Here is an 18,462-nt window from a genome sequence, read left to right as displayed (position 1 = left end):
AAGTATGCCAAAGTCTGATTATGTCTGCTCAAGTCTGATTATGTCTTAATGGCTACTTTTCGCGGCTTCTTGCCGCGGCGAGGTAGGGCTCTTTGAGCCTTCGTCTTTAAGGATAGAGAGGTAGTGTTAAGGATAGAGAGGTAGTGGAACATAAAGCCGCTGCCGCTCAAATTGTCTTTATCCTCTCCATCCTTCGCTTTCTGAAGTACTTGTATGCGCCGCTAGCGCCGAGTTCTGACGATCCTCGTGCCGCTCTACTTGAAAAGTACTATGTACAACGCTTGCAGTTCTTGTCATGGCGAAAAACAACCAACCATAGTGGTCTGCGCTATGCTCCGTATCTCTGGTCGAGATCCTCGCCAGCGTGTAAAAAGTGGAACAAAAGCTGAGACGAGTAAAAGCGCCAACAGAACCGGTCGCGCGTCGTATGGTTGACGCCAGCAAGGTTGTCCCGAGTCACGCGAAATCCTGATCCGCATCTTTCGAGAACGATGACCGCCGAGAGTACCGTCTTTCGTCAAGAGCAGCGCGAAATCACCAAAGGCGACCGCGTCCAGTTCACCCGCACGGACGCCGAGTTGGCATCCGCAGAGGCGAACTGGGGACGGTTACGGCGATCGACCCGAGCAATCTCGAAGTACGGCTCGACAAAGGTTCGCTCGCGAAGCTCACCGCCGACCAGGCCCGCCACATCGAACATGGCTACGCAATCGAGAGCGTTAAGGCCGGAGCTCCGGAGCGAGTACTCTTCACTCACGACCCCGCGCCGGGCGACCGGGAGATCGCCGTGCTCTCCCGAAAAGGCCGCGAGGTCAATCTCTACATCTCCGATAGCCCAGCGGTCAGGAACCAGGAAACCCAAGTCCGGGAATCACCAAGACACCCCCAGCCCGCGCCAGCTGAGACGCCCAGCCAAGCAGTCCCAAATCAGAAATTCCAAGGCACCGCTGCCTCTCTCGAACTCCAACAATTCGAGAAATACCATGACGCCGTGCAGGCCGAGCGTTACCGCGTCACCTCGATCAAGATGCTGCCCGACGGCCAGAACAAGATTTTCATTCTCGATAAGTATGATCGCGCTCCGCATGAGGGCGACCCACCACGACCGGAGCGCCATCCTGGCGGCCATCCTTGACGGTGCTCCGCGTAGCCGCCCTGTCGACGCCAACCACAATCACCAATGGGAGTATTACGGCCAGCGGACGGCCGACAGCGCCTACACCCCGCAGGCCGATAAACAACTCGAATCTCTTGCAAAGTACGGGAAACACTGGGCGCGGCTCGAAGCGCGCGGATCGCAGGACGACAACAGCCAGCGCAACCAACAGTTCGAGCCGGCAGCTCTGTCTCCCGCCCCTTCCGCGACGACCGGCAACAGCGACGCCGCACTCATGCCGCCCGAGCGGCCTATGGTATTGCGATTGCAGAACTGAAGGCAGAAGGCAAATGTCCCCAGACAACGACGCATCGGCAGGTCAAGTATTTGAACAACGTCATCGAGGCCGATCATGGCAAGCTGAAACAACTCATTCGTCCAGTGCGGGGCTTCAAGACGCTGAAGACTGCCTATGCGACGATCAAAGGTTTTGAGGTGATGCGTGCTTTACGGAAGGGTCAGGCGGCAGTCTTCAATCTCACGCGTGACATCTTGGGTGAGGCGCGCATCGTCGAACGCGCTTTCGGCATTGGCCCTTGTGCTCTTGCAGAGGCGGTAGGGCTCATCGATGAAAGACTTCTACTTCAAACTGCTTGACCTACGAATGTGAAAACGTCTCAGACTCTTTCCGCCCATAACTTCAATCTTGCAACAGAGCCCTTCTGAACTGGTGTGACGAAGCTTCGGTCGCGCACTGGACTCAGCCTGAAGAAGAACTACCCTCCTGGTTGGAAGCCGATCGACGAATGCGCGAGAGCGGTCGCGCCTCGAAGGTGTGGCATCCGACTTCCAATCATTCGAGCTTGACCTACGAGGCGCCGCGCACTACGCGCACGAAAGCGATACGGCCTGCCTGAGTTGCGCCATCTGATCTTCATGTGTGGGTGGCTCGCCATTACTCACTTCGCTAAGTAGTTTTTGGTCGTCAACGTTCATGGAGGCAAGTCCATAGCAGGCTTGCGCTTGCACGGTGCACCGTCACATCGCATCAACGTCGATTACAGCTTGAGCAAAAGCGTTCGGGGACTCCTGCGGAAGGTTGTGACCCACACCGCCTGTAACGTCCCGGTGTTGATATTTCCCGGCGAATTTGTGGGCATAGGCAGCCGGACTCGGGTGCGGTGCGCCATTGGCATCGCCTTCAAGGGTAATCGTGGGAATCTTAATGGCGGGGCCCTGGGCGAGTTGTTTTTCAAAACCGTCGTATTTCGGCTCGCCCTCAGCTAGGCCTAGGCGCCATCGATAGTTGTGAATGACAATGGCGACGTGGTCGGGGTTATCGAAAGACGCCGCGCTGCGATCGAACGTGGCATCATCGAAGTTCCATTTGGGTGAGGCGAGACGCCAGATGAGCTTCGCAAAGTCTCGACGGTATTTGTCGTATCCGTCCCGGCCGCGCTCTGTAGCGAAGTAATACTGGTACCACCATTGGAACTCGGCCTGGGGCGGCAACGGCATCTTGCCGGCTGCCTGGCTGCCGATCAGATAGCCACTTACGGAGACGAGCGCCTTGCAGCGTTCCGGCCATAGTGCCGCCATGATGTCCGCCGTCCGCGCTCCCCAATCGAAGCCCGCGATGATTGCCCTCTGGATCTTGAGCGCATCCATTAGTGCAATGATGTCGAGAGCAACCACCGACTGCTGTCCATTGCGAAGTGTCTCGCTCGAGAGCAAGCGTGTCGTGCCATAGCCCCGTAGATAAGGGACGATCACCTTGTATCCCGCCGAGGCAAGCAAAGGGGCGACATCGACAAAGCTGTAAATGTCATAGGGCCACCCGTGCAGGAGAATGACAGCGGTACCAGTGGCGGGTCCGGCTTCAGCGTATCCGACGTTGAGAAGTCCGGCTTCGATCGAGGATCCGTCGGCGCCGCTTGCCTACAATCTGCTGGGATTCTGCTATTTCACACAAGGCGACTATGCCAAGGCAGCAGGCTACTACCAGAAGGCTTCTGATTTGCTTCCCAACAACCTTGTCTTCGCGCATGACGCAGCGATAGCATTTGATCGCGCCAGCAATCCTGAGCAGGCTACGGTCTACGCAATCAGGGCTGTTTCGTCACCCGCGGCCGGCGGCGAGGACCATTATCTGATGGGAAAGTTGCTGGCTAATGCGGGCAAGGCCGGCGACGCAATCCGAGAACTAAAAACCGCCGTGGCTCAGACCCCGGACTTAGACGGCCCATACTACCTGCTGGCCCGCGCTTCGATGAGGATGGGCGATACCGCTCAGGCGACGGAGTGGAATGCCAGGCTTACCGAGTTGAAGCAGAAGCGCGAGCGCGACCACACCTTGCAGAAGACCACTCAGAAAATGAACAAGGCGGTTCCTTCGTCGACGTTGTTGAAGGGCGCACCGATCACCAGCGAGGAAACTGAAGCTCCATGAAACATCGCGTCGTCACGGGCCAGAGAGGCTTCTTCCAATGAGACTTTCACGGCGCGGAATGCTCGGCTTGCTTTGTGGCGCGGGCATGGCCGGATCCGCGCCGCCGAAATTGCTGGCCCAAATTGCGTCTGCGCATCCTCAGCCACAGGTGCAACCCAAGACCGGCGCACCTGTAGCCAATTTTATAGACATTGCTTCTATAGCCGGGCTGAATGAGCGGACAACTATTGGCGGCATCCATGAAAAGCGCTATATCCTCGAGACCACCGGCGGTGGAGTCGCCATGTTCGACTACGACAACGATGGATGGCTCGATCTCTTCCTGGTGAATGGCTCGACCCTGTCTCCTTCAACAGGACCCACGCCAACTAATAAGCTTTACAAAAACAACCGCGACGGCACGTTCACCGATGTAACCGCGAAAGCCGGACTGGCACGTCATGGATGGGGACAAGGTGTGTGCGTCGGCGACTACAACGGCAACGGCTGGCTCGATCTCTTCGTTACCTTCTACGGTCAGAATGCGCTGTACCGTAACAACGGTGACGGAACATTTACCGACGTGACTCGAGACTGTGGCCTGATTACCGCTGAAAACAGCTATAGTACCGGCGCGGCTTTTCTTGATTACGATCGCGACGGACACCTCGACTTGTTTGTGACCCGCTACGTCGATTTCGCCGAAGCCACGAGCCACGATGCCGGACACGGAGAGACCTGCAAGTGGCGCGGCGTACCCGTGATGTGCGGACCGCGTGGACTCAGGGGTGCAAAGAACACGCTCTATCGAAATACCGGCAACGGCAAATTTGAAGATGTTACTGAAAAGGCCGGCATTCTAAGTGACAAGCACTACGGTTTTACGCCTCTGGTTGTCGATTACAACAACGACGGCTGGCCGGACATTTACGTCGCCAATGATTCGACGGCCAGCCTGCTCTATCGCAACAACCATGACGGCACCTTCAGCGAGGTGGGAGCGCTTGCAGGAGTCGCTTACAACGAAGACGGCCGCGAACAGAGCGGCATGGGAACCGATGCTGGCGACTATGATGGCGACGGCTTCTTCGACCTGGTCAAGACTAATTTCGAGCAGGATACCAGCACGCTCTATCACAATCGCGGCGATGGCACCTTCGACGACGTGACCTTTCGCGGCGGTCTCGGCGTGAATACCAGTTTCGTCGGTTGGGGGTGTGGTTTCCTGGACTTCGACGACGACGGCTGGCCAGACATCTTTATGGCCAACGGCCACGTTTACCCCGAGGTCGACAAAGCACTCGGAGACACTTCATACAAACAGCGCAAAATCCTCTACAGAAACCGCGGAGACGGGACTTTCGAGGATGTCTCGGTTCGTAGCGGCGCGGGCATCGGTCTGAAACGCTCTTCGCGCGGAGTCGCTTTTGGCGATCTCTTCAACACTGGCAGCACCGATATCCTAATCTCCAACATGAATGAGACGCCAACGCTATTACGCAACACCATGTCGTACAAAGCGTCGTCCTTGACCATACGACTTCAAGGACAGCCGCCGAATGTATTTGGCTTTGGCGCGCGAGTAACTGTCACTGCCGGAAAACTCCACATGATGAATGAGGTGCGCAGCGGCGGCAGCTATCTTTCGCAAAACGATCTTCGCCTGCGCTTTGGCCTCGGAAACGCAGGTGCGGCTGACAAGGTAGTGGTCCGCTGGCCTGATGGTAAGGAAGACACCCTAAAGGACGTCTCCGCGAATCGCTTCGTCACTATTGCTTATGGCGGTCGTGTTGTAAGTGATACGCCTTACCAGCCTTGTCCACTCAAGCTGAAGAATGCTTAACTCGACGCGTGGGCATGGAGAGATGGCTAATACTCTGGTTCCTTGTAAATCACGTCGCCTGAATGCGCCTACAGCGTTATCGTTCCCATTGCTACGGCTCCATGACTGAAAGTGACTGTCCCGGAGGCCGGCCCGGAGGCCGTGGTGACGGTGGCGGTAAACGTGATCGGTTCCCCGCCAGGCGAAGGATTGACCGAGGATTGGATTGACGTCGTGGTTGGAACAGCGACCGAGTTGATCGTGTAGTTTGAGACGCCGACCGCGCTTGTTGCGCCTCCGCTCAATGCTGCGATGGCCTGAATTGTCTCATCCTGGGAAACAGCGATCGGTGCCGTGTACAGCGCAGATTGGGTCGTAGGAATTGCGCCGTTGGTGGTGTAGTAAATCATCGCCCCTGCCGAAGGTAAGGAGAGAGTGACCGCGATGGGCGCCGGGTATACCCCGCCTAATGGAGAGAAGGTCGGAGTCCCGACCTTGACAACGTTCTGAGTCAGCGTCGGCGAAATGCCAGCCGCGTAGACGAATTTCGGGCTCTGTTGCATTAACTTTGGTTGGCGCAGTTGGGATAGGGTTGCGATGATCAAGCGGCGCTGGAGTAGACATCGAACAGCTTGTTGACGAAACGCACCTCGTCCTTGACGTGCGGCTTGCATGTGAGGCAATGACCGCGGCGGATCATCCGCATCACCTCGAAGCCCTTGATCGTAGCCGAGGCGGTATTCATGGTCTGGAAGCCTCGTGTAGGACGAATGACTCGCTTGAGCGCGCCATGATCGGCTTCGATGATGTTGTTCAGGTATTTGCAGGTCCGGTGTTTCACGTCGACCGACAGCTTGCCCTCTCGTTGCAATCGGCCGATAGCCGTCGGGTAGGAGCCGAGCTGGTCCGTGGTAATCGAAGAAGGCGGCCAGTTGCGCATCGTAGTCAACGCTTTTCCCAGGAAAGGATAGGCTGCCCGGGTATTGCGGCGATCTGCCAACATGAAGTCGATCAAGCGGCCGTGCTTATCAACGGCCCGAAACAGGTACTTCCACCGGCCGCCCACCTTCACATACGTCTCGTCCACGCGCCAGGACGTCGCTCGATAGCCTTGATACCAGCGCACCCGCTTTTCCAACTCAGGCGCAAACCGATGTACCCAGCGCATGATCGTTGACGGGTCCACTTCCACGCCACGCTCCTCCATCATCTCCACCAAATCCCGATAGCTGATGCCGTACTTGCAGTACCAGCGGACACAAAGCAGAATGATCTCAACGGGAAAGCGGCGACGCTTGAACATGACTCATCCTAACCGCCACGCTCCTGCTCAAAGCTCCTGTCAGGCGGTTAATGCAACAGAGCCAGGAGACTCCAGGGTCCACTGGGTAGACTGTGCCGCGGCTTGCGACGAGGAGATCGTCGCTGCCAAGAAGGCGAGTACGAAAAAACAAATGAATGCATTGGCACGGACTGCTTTCATGAATGGGTCACCTTGTACTTCGAATCTCTTGTAATCACAATCCCGCACCTGCCGGGGGTGCTCGACATTTCTCGATTAATGAACATCGATTGCTCGTATTTTTAATTCGGAGTCCGGCGCTGCAGAAAAATTAAGCTCATTGGTTTTGCCCGCGCGATCGAGTTTCGCCTGAATCCACACCGATGCCTCGGCCGCTCCTGTAGGCGGAAAGGCCACTCGTGTGCTTGTTTCAGCGTTGGCATACAGATCAATAACTTTTGTGATCTTTGCAGAATTCGTGAAGGTGATCTTGACCTGAGCGAACGGCGATGATACCTGCGAGACGCCCGCGAATACCGTCTGCGGGTCAGTTATCGCTTTTTCACCGGCACTAATGTCCGCGTCAGGCTTGTAGTGCGCAAACTCCCCTTCCGATCCGCGCACGATCAGCAACAATCCCGCCTGGGCTGGGACCGTCGCTGCAAAGGGCCCCTTCAGCTGGCCCATATCCTTCCCTGCCCAAACGTCGCGAACTGAGGCGGAATCGGCTTCCAAGCCAAGGTCGGCCCAATCGACCGACATCGGCGCCGGGAAATAAGTCCGATTCAAGAGCAGGACCGCTCGTAACCCCGGCGTCTGCTGAAATTTCGACCAGACCTCAAGGCCGGAGGATATTTCTTTCACCTTGACTGCTTGCAGGCCGAGTGGGTCCTGATCGATGGCGATTGCGTCCGGATTGCTGAGGATGGCCAGAGTATCCGCATCGAGCTTGGTGATATCGGCGCCGATGATGAGCGGTGCGCCAGAGATTGCCCATAGAGCCATGTGCAGACGATTTTGTTCGGCGTTTAACCCTGGCATGCCTAGCACCATCATGTCAGGATCGTTGTAATAGCCGGTGTGTTGCGCCTCCGGATGAACCCCCTGATCGAAATTGCGCAGCATCTTGTCGAAGGCGACTTTGCGGCCATGATTTGGCCCGGCTTCGACAACCGGTGCGACGATGTCATCGCTTACGCGCCAGATATCCTGCGGGGAACCTCCAACGCCGGGCCCCCATGTCCACGGGCCCTGCTTGCCCCAATTGCAGATGGAATAGTAGAGGCGTTTGCCGGTGATCTGTTCTGCGCGCGAAATCGCCCGTGCGATTTCGCCGTACTGCACATCGGCGCTGAGATTCGCCTTGTCACCGCCGCACCAATCCACCTTGACGTAATCGAAGCCCCATTGGGCAAACTGCAGAAAATCCTGCTCATAATGGCCTTGGCTACCCACATGGAAGTAGGCCGGACCGATATCCGGAAATATGGAACAACCCTCTGTGCCGGCGTCGGTATACATGCCGGCTTTGAGACCTAGCGAATGGATGTAGCGGACGATGTTCGCCATATTGCCGGGCTTGTCGCCCGGAGCAATCGCAGGCCATTTTTTGGGGTCAACGATGAAGTGCCCCTCCGCGTCGCGGTCGCCCAGCCACCAGCCTTCGTCAATGTTGACGTACTGATAGCCAGCCTTCTGCAAGCCCGAAGAAGCGAGCGCGCGAGCCTGCTGCATGGTGATATTCGAGTCGATTAAATTGGAGAAGCTGTTCCAGGACGACCATGCCAGAGGTGGCAGAGCACTTTTTGCTAAAGGTGGGGTGTTTGACTGCGCAGAGAGCTGGAGTGCAGACAGAAGGATGGTAAATGCCAGTGACAGCCGCCTGGTAAACGTTTTCGCTAGGGAGTGCATAACAGTTACTCCTACTTATTCTTTTAAGTTTTAGATTGGATGGTTTGATACATTGTCTGCTTCACCAAACCCACTCAGTTAGCGGATCGCATCGACCCAAAAGAATTCGACCAGACCGAATTGCACCATCCTAATTGCTCATCCCATACTTGTCGATACCCGCAAAGTCCGACTGCGCGGCACCCCGTAATTGTCGGCGGCTAATGCTTCTTCAACTTCCCCGGGGTTTCTCCGTACGGCACGGCAGACAGGATTTTTCCGCCATAAGCGACCGTGAGATATTGGCCAGCGGCGACATTCTCCAGTGCGTCTTCGTGTCCGTCTGGCCAACGTATCAGTACTCGATCTGCCTTAGTCGCACTGCCTAGCCCGAAGCGCAATCGAAGGTCATTTTGCGAGAGATAGCTTCCGCCGCTTTGAACTTCATTCATCATGTGCAGGGTGCCCGGCACAACGGAAACGCGGCCTCCGATTGCAAACAGATTGGGTGCTTTTCCCCGGAGTTGGATCGTGAGAGATGAGAATTTCGGTCTCGTATAGTTGCGCAACAGCGTGGGCGATTCGTTCATATTGCTGACGAGAATGTCAGTTTGACCGGTGTTGAAAATGTCTCCGAAAGCGACCCCGCGGGATGAACGTTTCAAGGCAATGCCAGAACCGGCGCGCGCCGAAACGTCTTCGAAGCTTCCATTGCCACGATTGCGATACAAGATCTTTCGCTGCATGTAGGAAGTGTCCCCGAGCGGCTCTGTTGCAAAGTTTCGTTGGCGACCAGAGAATGACTTGAAAGCGAGGGGAGTTGACCATGTCAGAGTTCAAGTGGCGCCAGTTTGAGGGCGGGATTATCCTTTGGGGTGTGCGTTGGTACTGCCGCTATGGGATCAGCTATCGCGATCTGGAGCAGATGATGGGTGAGCGGGGCGTGAGCGTCGATCATTCCACGCTCTATCGTTGGGTTCAGCGCTATGCGCCCGAGATGGAAAAGCGACTGCGCGGGCAGTGGCGTCGGCCGCAGTCAACGAGCTGGCGGGTCGATGAGACTTACGTGAGAGTTCGCGGCGAATGGGTCTATCTGTACCGAGCGCTCGACAAGGAAGGAAACACGATCGATTTTATCTTTCGCCAACACGGAACGCCAAAGCGGCGAAACGCTTCCTCGGCAAGGCGCTGAGCGGTTTGAAAGATTGGGAGAAGCCGGAAGTCATCAACACGGACAAAGCGCCGACCTACGGGATCGCGATTTCAGAACTGAAGGCCGAGGGTAAATGCCCGGAGAAAACGGTCCATCGCCAGGTCAAGTATCTGAACAACTTCGTCGAAGCCGATCATGGCAAGCTGAAGCAACTGATCCGTCCCGTGCGGGGTTTCAAGACACTGAAGACCGCCTACGCGACCATCAGAGGATTTGAGGTGATGCGTGCCCTGCGCAAAGGCCAGGCAGCGATCTTCAACCTCACGCGCGACATATGCGGCGAGGCGCGCATCGTCGAACGAGTGTTCGGCATCGGTTCTTCTGCGCTCGCGGAAGCCCTTGCGCTCATCGATGAAAGCTCACACTCCAGACTGTTTGACCTCTGGGTCCAGGGCAACGTCTCGGACGCCCGCGTCCATGTCTAAATTTGCAACGGAGCCATTCCGAATGCACTTTAGCGATCCGAGCTTCAAATCAGTGAGTTGCAGCGCATGGGCACCCAGGCCGACATGATTCTTTTCATCCATAACGACCACTGTGGCTTTGACTCAATGAATGCAGAGCATGATGAGCAGTACCTAAAGTATGCAGCTGCGAGACTGTCAACTTATCAAAATGTCTGGTGGACGATGGCGAACGAGTATGACCCTTTCGACGCCTCGTTGCGAAAGGCGAACGACCATCAAAGGACTGGGACCATCTTGGGAGAACGCTGATGACCAACGACCCATATCATCACCTCATCGGCAATCATGACTTGCCACATGGTATGACGCGAGCAAGTCTGGATAACTCACGAAGTGGATCAGGACGGAACACATCACCCTGATTTGGCCGTGCCGATCGGCCGCAGTGTATTTCCTAAACCCGTCCTTGTAGATGAGTATGGCTACGAGGGGAACAATGGCGAAGGCTGATGGGATTTTAGTGGACGAGAGATCGTTCGCCAACATTGGGAACTGACATGGCCGGCGAATATGGTTCCCACCGCGTAACGTTGTGAATCCGGGTGGGGTACTGCGGTGGTCAGATGGCGGGACGCTAATCGGCGACAGCCCCTCCCGACTCGCGTTTCACTGCTAAAACCTTATTGAGATGGCCGCCAGCCAGAGCACTCGCTTGCCACTTCGTGTCCCAACTCACTTTCGTAATGACCACGACTTTGTCGTACGTGCTGTCATGTGAGATTACTCCTTGATCGCCTTCATCCTGCGACGAGGTGCATTGAAAGCGCCGAACCATCACATTACCCCGGGGTACGATGATACCCAGATGAGGCTGTCCCTCTTAGCCTCGTCAACAGCGTTCGACACAAGGTGTGGGTCATTTACGCTGAGAACCCGCTTTATCTGAGTGAAGAACCGGGGCAAGAGCCTGAAGTTGCCTCCTGTGATCCGGATCAGGCTCGCGATTACTCTTGGGAGAAGCTGTTCGTCTGGGTTTCGGCGACCGGCACCCATCTGCTTTCAAGCAAAGCCTTGAGTAGCAAAAAACGCAAAAGTAACACATCCGCAGCGTTTTCGTTCACCGGTTGCGGGACGCGAACTACTAATAAGGAGTACGGTTGTGTGAGCGATCCGACCGCAAGGTGGGCTAGCGACGTTAGCCTGAAGCGCTCAGATTTGGTGTTGTTCAAGCCGTAATCAGGCTCAGAGCTGAGGATGAACATCGTCCAAATCAAATCGAGCACGCGGCGTCTTGCAAGCACGGCCTCGACACTCTGGCTTGCCGTGTTTCTTTCATGCCTGCATGCTACGGCCGCAGACAACTCAGTGCCTCTCACGAGCGTCTCCCAGATCCGAGGTCTCAGCCAGGAGCGTGCCGCAAAGGGCATGCCTGTCAAACTTACCGGAATTGTTACCAATCTCTCGGGTTACAAGAACTCCTTTTTCTTTCAGGACTCTACGGCCGGTATCTCGGTAGACCGCACCGACCATGCGGACGTAGGTGTCGGCGATCTCGTGGTATTGACCGGGACGAGCAGCGCGGGTCTCTTCGCGCCGACTGTGGTAGCTTCTTATGTCCGGGTAGTTGGTCATGAACCTCTTCCGCGTGCGCGCCGGGTTGGCTACGCCGAACTGATCGGCGGCGTTCTGGACAGCCAGCGAATTGAGGTACGCGGCGTCGTTCGCTCCGCACATATGTCCCAGGTATTCGATCACGACATCCTTGTCTTGGTCGTTGAACTTGGCGGAGGCTCGATTCGGGGTGTAGTTCAAAACCTCGCCGGGATCAACTACAACCCTCTCGTCGACTCCACGGTAAGCATTCGCGGCGTCTGCACATCCCATTTCAACGAAAAACGCCAGTTTATTGGTGCGGAGCTGTATGTTTCGGATGGTAGAGGTATCACAGTCGTGCAGCCCGCGGCCGCCGATCCGTTCGCCCTATCTGCGATCCCGGTCCGCAACGTCCTGCAGTTCGGCCAAGGACAACATCGAGTGAAGATCGAAGGCATAGCCACCCATCAGATCCCCGGCCATGCTCTTTACCTTCAGGATGGCAGCGACGGAGTGAGAATTCAGACTTCATCGAAGGAGTTGGTGGAGTCCGGCAATAGGGTCGAGGCGGTGGGATTCCCGGTCCAGGGTGAATACTCGCCGATCCTTGAAGATGGCTTGTTTCACGTCGTCGGAAAAGCGACTCCAATCGTGCCTCTGCTGATCAAGGCCAAAGATGCGATCGGCGGCCGATCAGGATTCGATCAGGTCCCATACGATCAGCAACTTGTGAAATTGCAGGGAAAGGTCGTGGATAGCTGGATACAAGGTGGCCAGCACGTATGGATTCTGCAGCAAGGCAGCGAGGTCTTCGATGCATATCTTCCCATGATCACCACAAACGAGAGAACGCGCACCATCGGTGTCGGCAGTGTCCTCATGATGACCGGAATCTGCACGGTTCATGCCGACCATGAGGGTATCCCCACCTCATTTAGTATTCTGTTGCGCTCTCCACAAGACATTCTAGTCTTAAAGCAGGCCCCCTTTTGGACACCAACCCGGATCCTGTTGTTGCTAGCCGCCTTGGCAGGAGTTACCCTGCTTGCGATTCTCTGGATCTTGATGTTGAGAGTTCGCGTGAAACGGCAGACCCGGATCATTCGTGAGAGTGAGGAGCGTTTTCGCCATCTCGCCCAGCATGACGAACTTACCGGAATGTGGAATCGGAGTGCGATTCTATCGGCGCTCGACCGAGAGACTGACCGCTGCCGCCGCGAGAACCGTACGATGACCATTGTCTTGGCGGATATCGACCATTTCAAGCGAGTCAACGATACCTATGGCCATCTGGCCGGAGATACAGCGTTGCGGCGCTTCGCGACGGCGCTCTCTGGCTGCGTTCGCTCCTACGATCATGCGGGGCGCTATGGGGGCGAGGAGTTCCTGATCGTGCTCACCGGTATCTTGGCTGGAGACCTCGACGAGCGGATGGCGGCGCTTCATGCCTCTATCTCGGATCTGGAAGTGGAAGACGTGGAAGTTACTTTTCGAATTACATGTAGCATAGGGGGCGTCTTTATCGCGGCCGGCGACGAGATCGATCAGCATTCGGCGATGCGCATGGCCGACCAGGCCCTTTACCGCGCAAAAAATGCGGGGCGCCACCGTGTGGTATACCAGATGTTCCAACGCGAGACCTCGGAAGAGCCTCTGCTGGAGCGTTAGGGCAAAGCAATCCCGCATGAGTCCGCTTGGCCTGCGCCGGAGCGCCAGGCGTTCCCTCGGTTTCTAATGCGCTTATGGCGGGAAAACGGAACGGCGAGGGCACGGGTTGATGCGACCGTGAGTTGAGTTCCTGTAAGCGTCCGGTGAGTGCGTCTAGTCTCTTGGTTTGTTCTGCCTGATTCTGGAGGGGTGGAACTGGCGGCAGCGAGTACGCGCATAGGTGGTCGGCGGCAGCGTTTCCCTATGGAACAGAAGCGGCGGATCGTCGAGGCGCGACGCTAGCTCCTGGAGCCTCGGTGGCGCAAGTGGCTTGCGAGTTTGCGGTGAATGCGAATCAGGTGTTTGCCTGGCGCAGAGCGTACCAGCAAGGCCTTCTGGAAGATCGCGGTAACAGCGGAGTGAAGCTGTTGCCGGCGCAGATCGCGAACGATGCTGTGGACGAGGCCTCTCCTAAGATTGAAGCAAGTCCGCTTCAGGTTCCATTCACGTGGAGTTTCCCGGCAACGCATTGTTGACCGTCGATGGAGCTCCGCACGCGGAGTCGCCGCGCATCATCCTGGAGCATCTTCTCCGGTGATTGAGCTTAGAACGGGGACGGGGGTGTGTGTCGTGGCCGGGGTGACTGACCTTCGGTGCGGCTTCACCGGTATGAGCGCGATGGTGCAGACGACGCTTAAACAGGATCCGTTCTCCGGCCATGTGTTTGTTTTCGCGGAAGGGGCGGTGACTTGGTCAAGGCGTTATGGACAAATCAAAAGCTCGGCTGAAACGATCGGCGTCAAACAACGCGAACGACAAGCGGCTCGGACTATGCTTGCGAACCATCCCTAGTCCATAGCCAATCTCAACTGGTGGCGAACATCCGCTCCGCGGACCAGAAGATTACGTCGGCGGCGATGTTTGAGGCGTGGTCGGCGATCCGCTCTAGGCTCTGCGATCAGAATGCCGTTCAACGCCTGGAGCATCACATCTGGAGTTTGCTGTATAACACCGATCAGCCCCTTTCGAGCGACTCTGTTCATCTGATCGATCTCGTCGTCCATGATCATCACCGACTCAGCAAGGAACGCGTCAGCCTCGAGTAGCGCTTGGACGGCGGTGCAAATCATTCGCGAAGCCACCTCGCCCATCCCCGCAATATCTACCGGCAACTCTGCAGTGTCATACACCAGCAGATCAAGCGCGCGGTGCGCGATGCCCATGGACTGATCGCCGATCCGCTCGAGATCCCTGTTGATCTTGATTACAGACAGAATGAAACGGAGGCCAAGGTGGAGACAACAAACAAAGCTAGAGAAACACGGCGCGCACGGCTCAACAAGGAGAGAAGTTGCTCCACATCTTGTATGCCGATAGGCTGTAGGTTACAGGCCGAGGTACCACTTAGTATGATCAAGTTGTCGGCGAACTCAATTGATTTGCGCCCCATGCCGTGATATTCACTGCTCTGGGACTGTTACTTTCGGCTTACGGGCTGCAACAGCTGCAAATATCCTCGTCGGCCTCGACACCGGACCGTAATCAGCTCGCCCGGCCCGATGCCGAATAATTTCAGAAAGAGTACCTATGAAATCTGTTTCAACCTTCGTGCGACTCGTTCCGATATTGGTCCTTCTTACCCGTGGATTGTCCCTTGTTGCGCAGGAGCCGCTCAAGACCCCGCGACTCGTCGAGCAAGATGGTCGGCATGCGCTGCTTGTCGATGGGACCCCCTTCCTTGTTCTTGGGGCACAGATTGGGAATTCGAGTGCTTGGCCTTTACTGCTTGAGCAGAAGGTATGGCCCGCGTTGGAAGCTATGCACGTCAATACAGCGGAAGCGCCCGTGTATTGGGAACAGATAGAACCGCAGCCAGGCAACTTCGATTGGACAAATGTCGACGCGCTGCTCAGTGGAGCGCGAGAACACCGCCTCCACCTGATACTCCTCTGGTTTGGCACGTGGAAGAACGGGAACGACCACTACGTCCCGCAGTGGGTAAAGACTCATCCGGAGCAGTATCCACGTATGAAGAACAGCGCGGGAGCGCCGATCGACGATCTGTCGGCGAATGCTCCGGCAAATATGGAGGCGGACCGGAAGGCGTTCGCCGCTCTCATGCACCACCTCGCCGAGGAAGACAGCACCGACCATACGATACTCATGATGCAGGTCGAAAATGAATCAGGCGGTATCGGCGCGGCTCGCGACTACTCGACCGACTCAAATCGCGAGTTTGGAGAACAGGTGCCGGCTGAGCTTGTCAAAGCGCTCGGAAAGCGTCCCGGGACGTGGAGCGAGGTATTTCCCGGTGTGGCGGATGAATCGTTTCAGGCCTGGCATCAGGCTCGCTACGTAAACGCAGTAGCCGAAGCGGGTAAGCGCGAGTTCAACATTCCGTTCTACTGCAATGTGTGGCTCGCTTATCCTCCCGCAGCACTGCCGGAGCGTCATATCGCAGCACCCGGTATTGGTTATCCCTCAGGTGGCCCAAACCAGTTCATGCTGCCGATATGGAAGTTCGCAGCCCCATCCATCGACTTGATTGGCCCCGACCTGTATTCAAGTGATCCATCCTTTTATCTGGGGATTCTGGACACGTATGCGCGGCCCGACAATCCACTCTGGATCCCAGAGACCGGCCAGGGAAATGAATATGCGCCTTATTTCTTCGCGGCGGTGGGTCGGGGAGCCATAGGCTTTTCCCCTTTCGGAATCGATTGGGTAGGACGCTTGCCGGACGGAGTTGTGCCCAGGGTACATGCTGCAAACTATGCCCTTGCGGGCTCCATGGATCGTACGCTGGCGAAACTCAACTTCGCGGGCAAGATCAAGACGATGATCGAAGCTGCAGGAGGCGCTGACCAACAGGTAATCTTCTATCCAAACAGTACACCTCTAACTGCTAGAAATTCTTTCGGGGCAAGTTCGCCTCCAGCGGATGATGCGCTCATCGACATTTCCACTCTCGCCAACGCGATAGTTTCTCCCGGAGAGGCGGGCAATGTGGCTACCCGCACAGCGGATCAAAGCGGAGCCTGGGTTGCCGAAGTCCGATTCGGATTTCCGCAGCGCGACGGTGAGGCAGCTCCTGGCTCATCCGACAAGTCGGGTCGGATGCTGATTGCTCAGATGAACCCCAATGAGTACTTGGTAACCGGCATTGGCGGAGCTGTATTCTTCCACCGTCCCGGTTATCTACCCGGCATTCGAATGCAGATCCTCAGCGCCGAAGAGGGTTACTTCACCCCATCTAGGGCGTCAGGTGCGCCAGAGGAGTGGCATCGGATTCGCATCCTCAATGGCGACGAGACGGATCGCGGTATCCGTTTTCCCGACCCACATGCAGTCCCGGCCAGAAGCAGCTCTACACTGCCTGCCATAGGCGATACAGGAGGCGGCGATACAGAAGGCCCACCTCCTTTTCAGGACCGTCCTGTTGCGGTTCGCATCCTTTTGGACCGATTCTAGTTCCGCCACAGGACTGCAACAGGGCGCCCGGCACACAGATCCTTCCGCCGCCTTAACCCGTTGTGACAGCAAGCGCGTGCGGCATTGACCTCGGGAAGGCCGTCTTTCATCTAATTGGCCTGAACAAGGAATCGTTGTGGGACATGTGACGGTGATGGCAGATTTGAAAGCCGTAAAGCTCGTCAGGCCGCGATGTACCTCCAGCTTTATCGGTTAGGCGTTGATTGGCTTGCCAAGAGTCTGCCATCCCACATCGGCAAATCGGCGCAATCACTAGACGGCGGAAGACGCTAGCGTACGATTCTCAACGTTTGGTGCAGTGACCCGTTATATTGACCTGCGCACTCTAAGTAGCGCCCCGGCTCCCAAGAAGGAAAGGCTCATGGCTATAGCATCTCCCACCCCCACTCCGAGCACAGTTGCCCAATTTTGCCGCTTCTTGTTCGCAAGGGCGTCACCGATGCACTGAAGCACAGTGGGTCCTGGGATGGTCAGAAGGGCCGTTGACGCAGCCAGGAGCTCCCGGGCTAAGGCCGGAGGAGCGCTAACAGTTCTTGAGGGGCAGTAAAAGTGTGCAGCTGAATGACGCGTGTGTTTCCTGAAGCCGCTGCTCTAAGAGCTTCCCGATCCTTCTCGCTGACGCTGACCGAAATGATCATGAAATCGAAAGGGGACGTGGTCAGAGCCTTAAGAGCTTCTGCAGGGCTGACGCAGGTAGCCTCGAAGCCGGCCGCCTGTAGCACCAGCCGGCGGCTCTCAAGCAGCTGCGGATCGATGCCTGCGCAAATCACTCTCACAGCTTTTGACATGGAGGGTTCTTGAGGCAGTGTTTTACCCTTTCGGACAGGATCATACCGCACCACTAGGACGCACAACGAGTTGACGCCCGCCGCCATCCGACTATAAGTGGCGGAGACTCCAGACAAGGCCGGCGACAGGAGCGCTCGGGAGCTCGCCAAAGAGCTGCTCCCGTATTTGGAGACGGTTGCGAATTTGCACTATCTCCTGGACTGGCACGTCGTGAATCCCGACCGGCTCAAGGAATTGCGGGCCATCGAGGACGAAGCATTCAATGGCATGCTGAAGCACATTCAGCGCCATATTGACTAAACCCCGGCGGCGGCAAAAGTTTCCAGATGCCGATCCGCTCGTGATTTCATCAGACGTGTCGTCGTAGAGCTTCGTCGTGCGCGGGCTTTCATGCGCGGCGAGCCGTTTGCTCTCGTCGACATCTGGAATTCGCCAAGATCGGCAACGAGAAGATCTTGTCATTTTCGATCGTGAACGGCGCGCCCAACGCCCTCATCGTGCCTTTCATGACCGGATGCCGATCTACCTGCAGGATACGGACGCATCGTTGGATCACAATAATGATCCCGTCGAGCACCTGGCGCTCAGTCGCGCCGCCGCAAAAAGAAGTTTCGATCACCAAGATGAACCCGGCCATGAACAAGCCGACGGAAAAGGATTCGCCGAAAATCAATTGGCACAGGCCGTTAGTTGCGCGCAAAACTATCTGGTAGATTTGGCGTTCATAGACAAGGAATTTAAGTGTTGAGGAGGTATCGTGCGCGAATTCGGGAGCCGTGGTGTGCGACTTTCCGACCACCAAC

At 56.4% G+C, this 18,462-nt stretch carries 16 protein-coding genes and 4 pseudogenes; 11 read left to right on the top strand and 9 right to left on the bottom strand.

The window, feature by feature from the left end:
* Nucleotides 1–517: 517 nt before the first annotated feature.
* Entirely contained in the window at nt 518–862 is a 345-nt protein-coding gene (locus ACPOL_RS31760) for a hypothetical protein (RefSeq protein WP_114211373.1), read from the bottom strand.
* Nucleotides 863–983: 121 nt separating this feature from the next.
* On the opposite strand from ACPOL_RS31760, the gene ACPOL_RS31750 reads away from it, so the two are divergent.
* Nucleotides 984–1,433: a hypothetical protein gene (locus tag ACPOL_RS31750; RefSeq protein ID WP_414633415.1), complete on the top strand. Its 450-nt coding sequence runs from the start codon at nt 984–986 to the stop codon at nt 1,431–1,433.
* Nucleotides 1,409–1,753 (top strand): annotated as a pseudogene (locus ACPOL_RS31745) (DDE-type integrase/transposase/recombinase); the annotation flags it as partial. The gene ACPOL_RS31750 and the pseudogene ACPOL_RS31745, both read left to right, overlap by 25 nt.
* A gap of 381 nt (nt 1,754–2,134) precedes the next feature.
* Here ACPOL_RS31745 and ACPOL_RS31735 read toward each other — a convergent pair.
* Nucleotides 2,135–3,010, bottom strand: a pseudogene (locus ACPOL_RS31735) (alpha/beta fold hydrolase); the annotation flags it as partial.
* Here ACPOL_RS31735 and ACPOL_RS31730 point away from each other — a divergent pair.
* Nucleotides 2,946–3,545, top strand: coding sequence for a tetratricopeptide repeat protein (locus tag ACPOL_RS31730; protein ID WP_114211369.1), 600 nt, complete (start codon nt 2,946–2,948; stop codon nt 3,543–3,545). The pseudogene ACPOL_RS31735 and the gene ACPOL_RS31730 sit on opposite strands and share 65 nt — an antisense overlap.
* A gap of 37 nt (nt 3,546–3,582) precedes the next feature.
* Nucleotides 3,583–5,367 (top strand): CRTAC1 family protein, encoded by a 1,785-nt coding sequence (locus ACPOL_RS31725; RefSeq protein ID WP_236657644.1) that lies wholly within the window; start codon nt 3,583–3,585, stop codon nt 5,365–5,367.
* A 68-nt stretch (nt 5,368–5,435) separates the two neighbouring features.
* On the opposite strand, the gene ACPOL_RS31720 is transcribed toward ACPOL_RS31725, so the two are convergent.
* The 4 genes from ACPOL_RS31720 to ACPOL_RS31705 form a co-directional block, all read right to left on the bottom strand.
* Entirely contained in the window at nt 5,436–5,909 is a 474-nt protein-coding gene (locus tag ACPOL_RS31720) for a chitobiase/beta-hexosaminidase C-terminal domain-containing protein (protein ID WP_161557691.1), read from the bottom strand.
* 38 nt (nt 5,910–5,947) lie between these two features.
* Complete coding sequence (locus ACPOL_RS31715) at nt 5,948–6,649, bottom strand: IS6 family transposase (protein WP_114211366.1); 702 nt, start codon at nt 6,647–6,649, stop codon at nt 5,948–5,950.
* 255 nt (nt 6,650–6,904) lie between these two features.
* Nucleotides 6,905–8,539, bottom strand: coding sequence for a glycoside hydrolase family 27 protein (locus tag ACPOL_RS31710; protein ID WP_114211365.1), 1,635 nt, complete (start codon nt 8,537–8,539; stop codon nt 6,905–6,907).
* 200 nt (nt 8,540–8,739) lie between these two features.
* Nucleotides 8,740–9,264 carry a CRTAC1 family protein gene (locus ACPOL_RS31705; RefSeq protein ID WP_114211364.1) on the bottom strand — a complete coding sequence of 175 codons (525 nt, stop codon included), beginning with the start codon at nt 9,262–9,264 and terminating at the stop codon, nt 8,740–8,742.
* Between the two features lie 80 nt (nt 9,265–9,344).
* Between ACPOL_RS31705 and ACPOL_RS31700 the strand changes: the two are divergent.
* Nucleotides 9,345–10,156 (top strand): annotated as a pseudogene (locus ACPOL_RS31700) (IS6 family transposase).
* A 616-nt stretch (nt 10,157–10,772) separates the two neighbouring features.
* Here the strand turns inward: ACPOL_RS31700 and ACPOL_RS35295 are convergent.
* Entirely contained in the window at nt 10,773–10,973 is a 201-nt protein-coding gene (locus tag ACPOL_RS35295) for a hypothetical protein (RefSeq protein ID WP_236657643.1), read from the bottom strand.
* Between the two features lie 419 nt (nt 10,974–11,392).
* Between ACPOL_RS35295 and ACPOL_RS31680 the strand changes: the two genes are divergently transcribed.
* The 3 genes and pseudogenes from ACPOL_RS31680 (at nt 11,393) to tnpB (ending at nt 14,230) form a co-directional block, all read left to right on the top strand.
* Nucleotides 11,393–13,399: a diguanylate cyclase gene (locus ACPOL_RS31680; RefSeq protein ID WP_114211360.1), complete on the top strand. Its 2,007-nt coding sequence runs from the start codon at nt 11,393–11,395 to the stop codon at nt 13,397–13,399.
* A 287-nt stretch (nt 13,400–13,686) separates the two neighbouring features.
* Nucleotides 13,687–13,914 (top strand): annotated as a pseudogene (locus tag ACPOL_RS31675) (transposase); the annotation flags it as partial.
* Between the two features lie 58 nt (nt 13,915–13,972).
* Nucleotides 13,973–14,230: an IS66 family insertion sequence element accessory protein TnpB gene (tnpB, locus tag ACPOL_RS35290; RefSeq protein ID WP_236657642.1), complete on the top strand. Its 258-nt coding sequence runs from the start codon at nt 13,973–13,975 to the stop codon at nt 14,228–14,230.
* Here tnpB and ACPOL_RS31665 read toward each other — a convergent pair.
* Nucleotides 14,227–14,652, bottom strand: coding sequence for a phosphate signaling complex PhoU family protein (locus ACPOL_RS31665; RefSeq protein WP_275066533.1), 426 nt, complete (start codon nt 14,650–14,652; stop codon nt 14,227–14,229). The two genes, tnpB and ACPOL_RS31665, sit on opposite strands and share 4 nt — an antisense overlap.
* A 313-nt stretch (nt 14,653–14,965) precedes the next feature.
* Between ACPOL_RS31665 and ACPOL_RS31660 the strand changes: the two genes are divergently transcribed.
* Complete coding sequence (locus tag ACPOL_RS31660) at nt 14,966–16,849, top strand: DUF5597 domain-containing protein (RefSeq protein WP_236657640.1); 1,884 nt, start codon at nt 14,966–14,968, stop codon at nt 16,847–16,849.
* Between the two features lie 527 nt (nt 16,850–17,376).
* Here ACPOL_RS31660 and ACPOL_RS31655 read toward each other — a convergent pair.
* Nucleotides 17,377–17,658 carry a hypothetical protein gene (locus ACPOL_RS31655; protein ID WP_114211358.1) on the bottom strand — a complete coding sequence of 94 codons (282 nt, stop codon included), beginning with the start codon at nt 17,656–17,658 and terminating at the stop codon, nt 17,377–17,379.
* Between the two features lie 97 nt (nt 17,659–17,755).
* Between ACPOL_RS31655 and ACPOL_RS31650 the strand changes: the two genes are divergently transcribed.
* Nucleotides 17,756–17,959 (top strand): hypothetical protein, encoded by a 204-nt coding sequence (locus ACPOL_RS31650; protein ID WP_114211357.1) that lies wholly within the window; start codon nt 17,756–17,758, stop codon nt 17,957–17,959.
* Nucleotides 17,960–18,035: 76 nt separating this feature from the next.
* Entirely contained in the window at nt 18,036–18,407 is a 372-nt protein-coding gene (locus ACPOL_RS33325) for a hypothetical protein (RefSeq protein ID WP_161557690.1), read from the top strand.
* Nucleotides 18,408–18,462 lie beyond the last annotated feature (55 nt).

It is taken from the genome of Acidisarcina polymorpha, from assembly GCF_003330725.1.
Taxonomy (GTDB): domain Bacteria; phylum Acidobacteriota; class Terriglobia; order Terriglobales; family Acidobacteriaceae; genus Acidisarcina; species Acidisarcina polymorpha.
The sequence above is the reverse complement of the archived record's forward strand: the minus strand, read 5'-3'. Positions and strand labels throughout refer to the sequence as shown.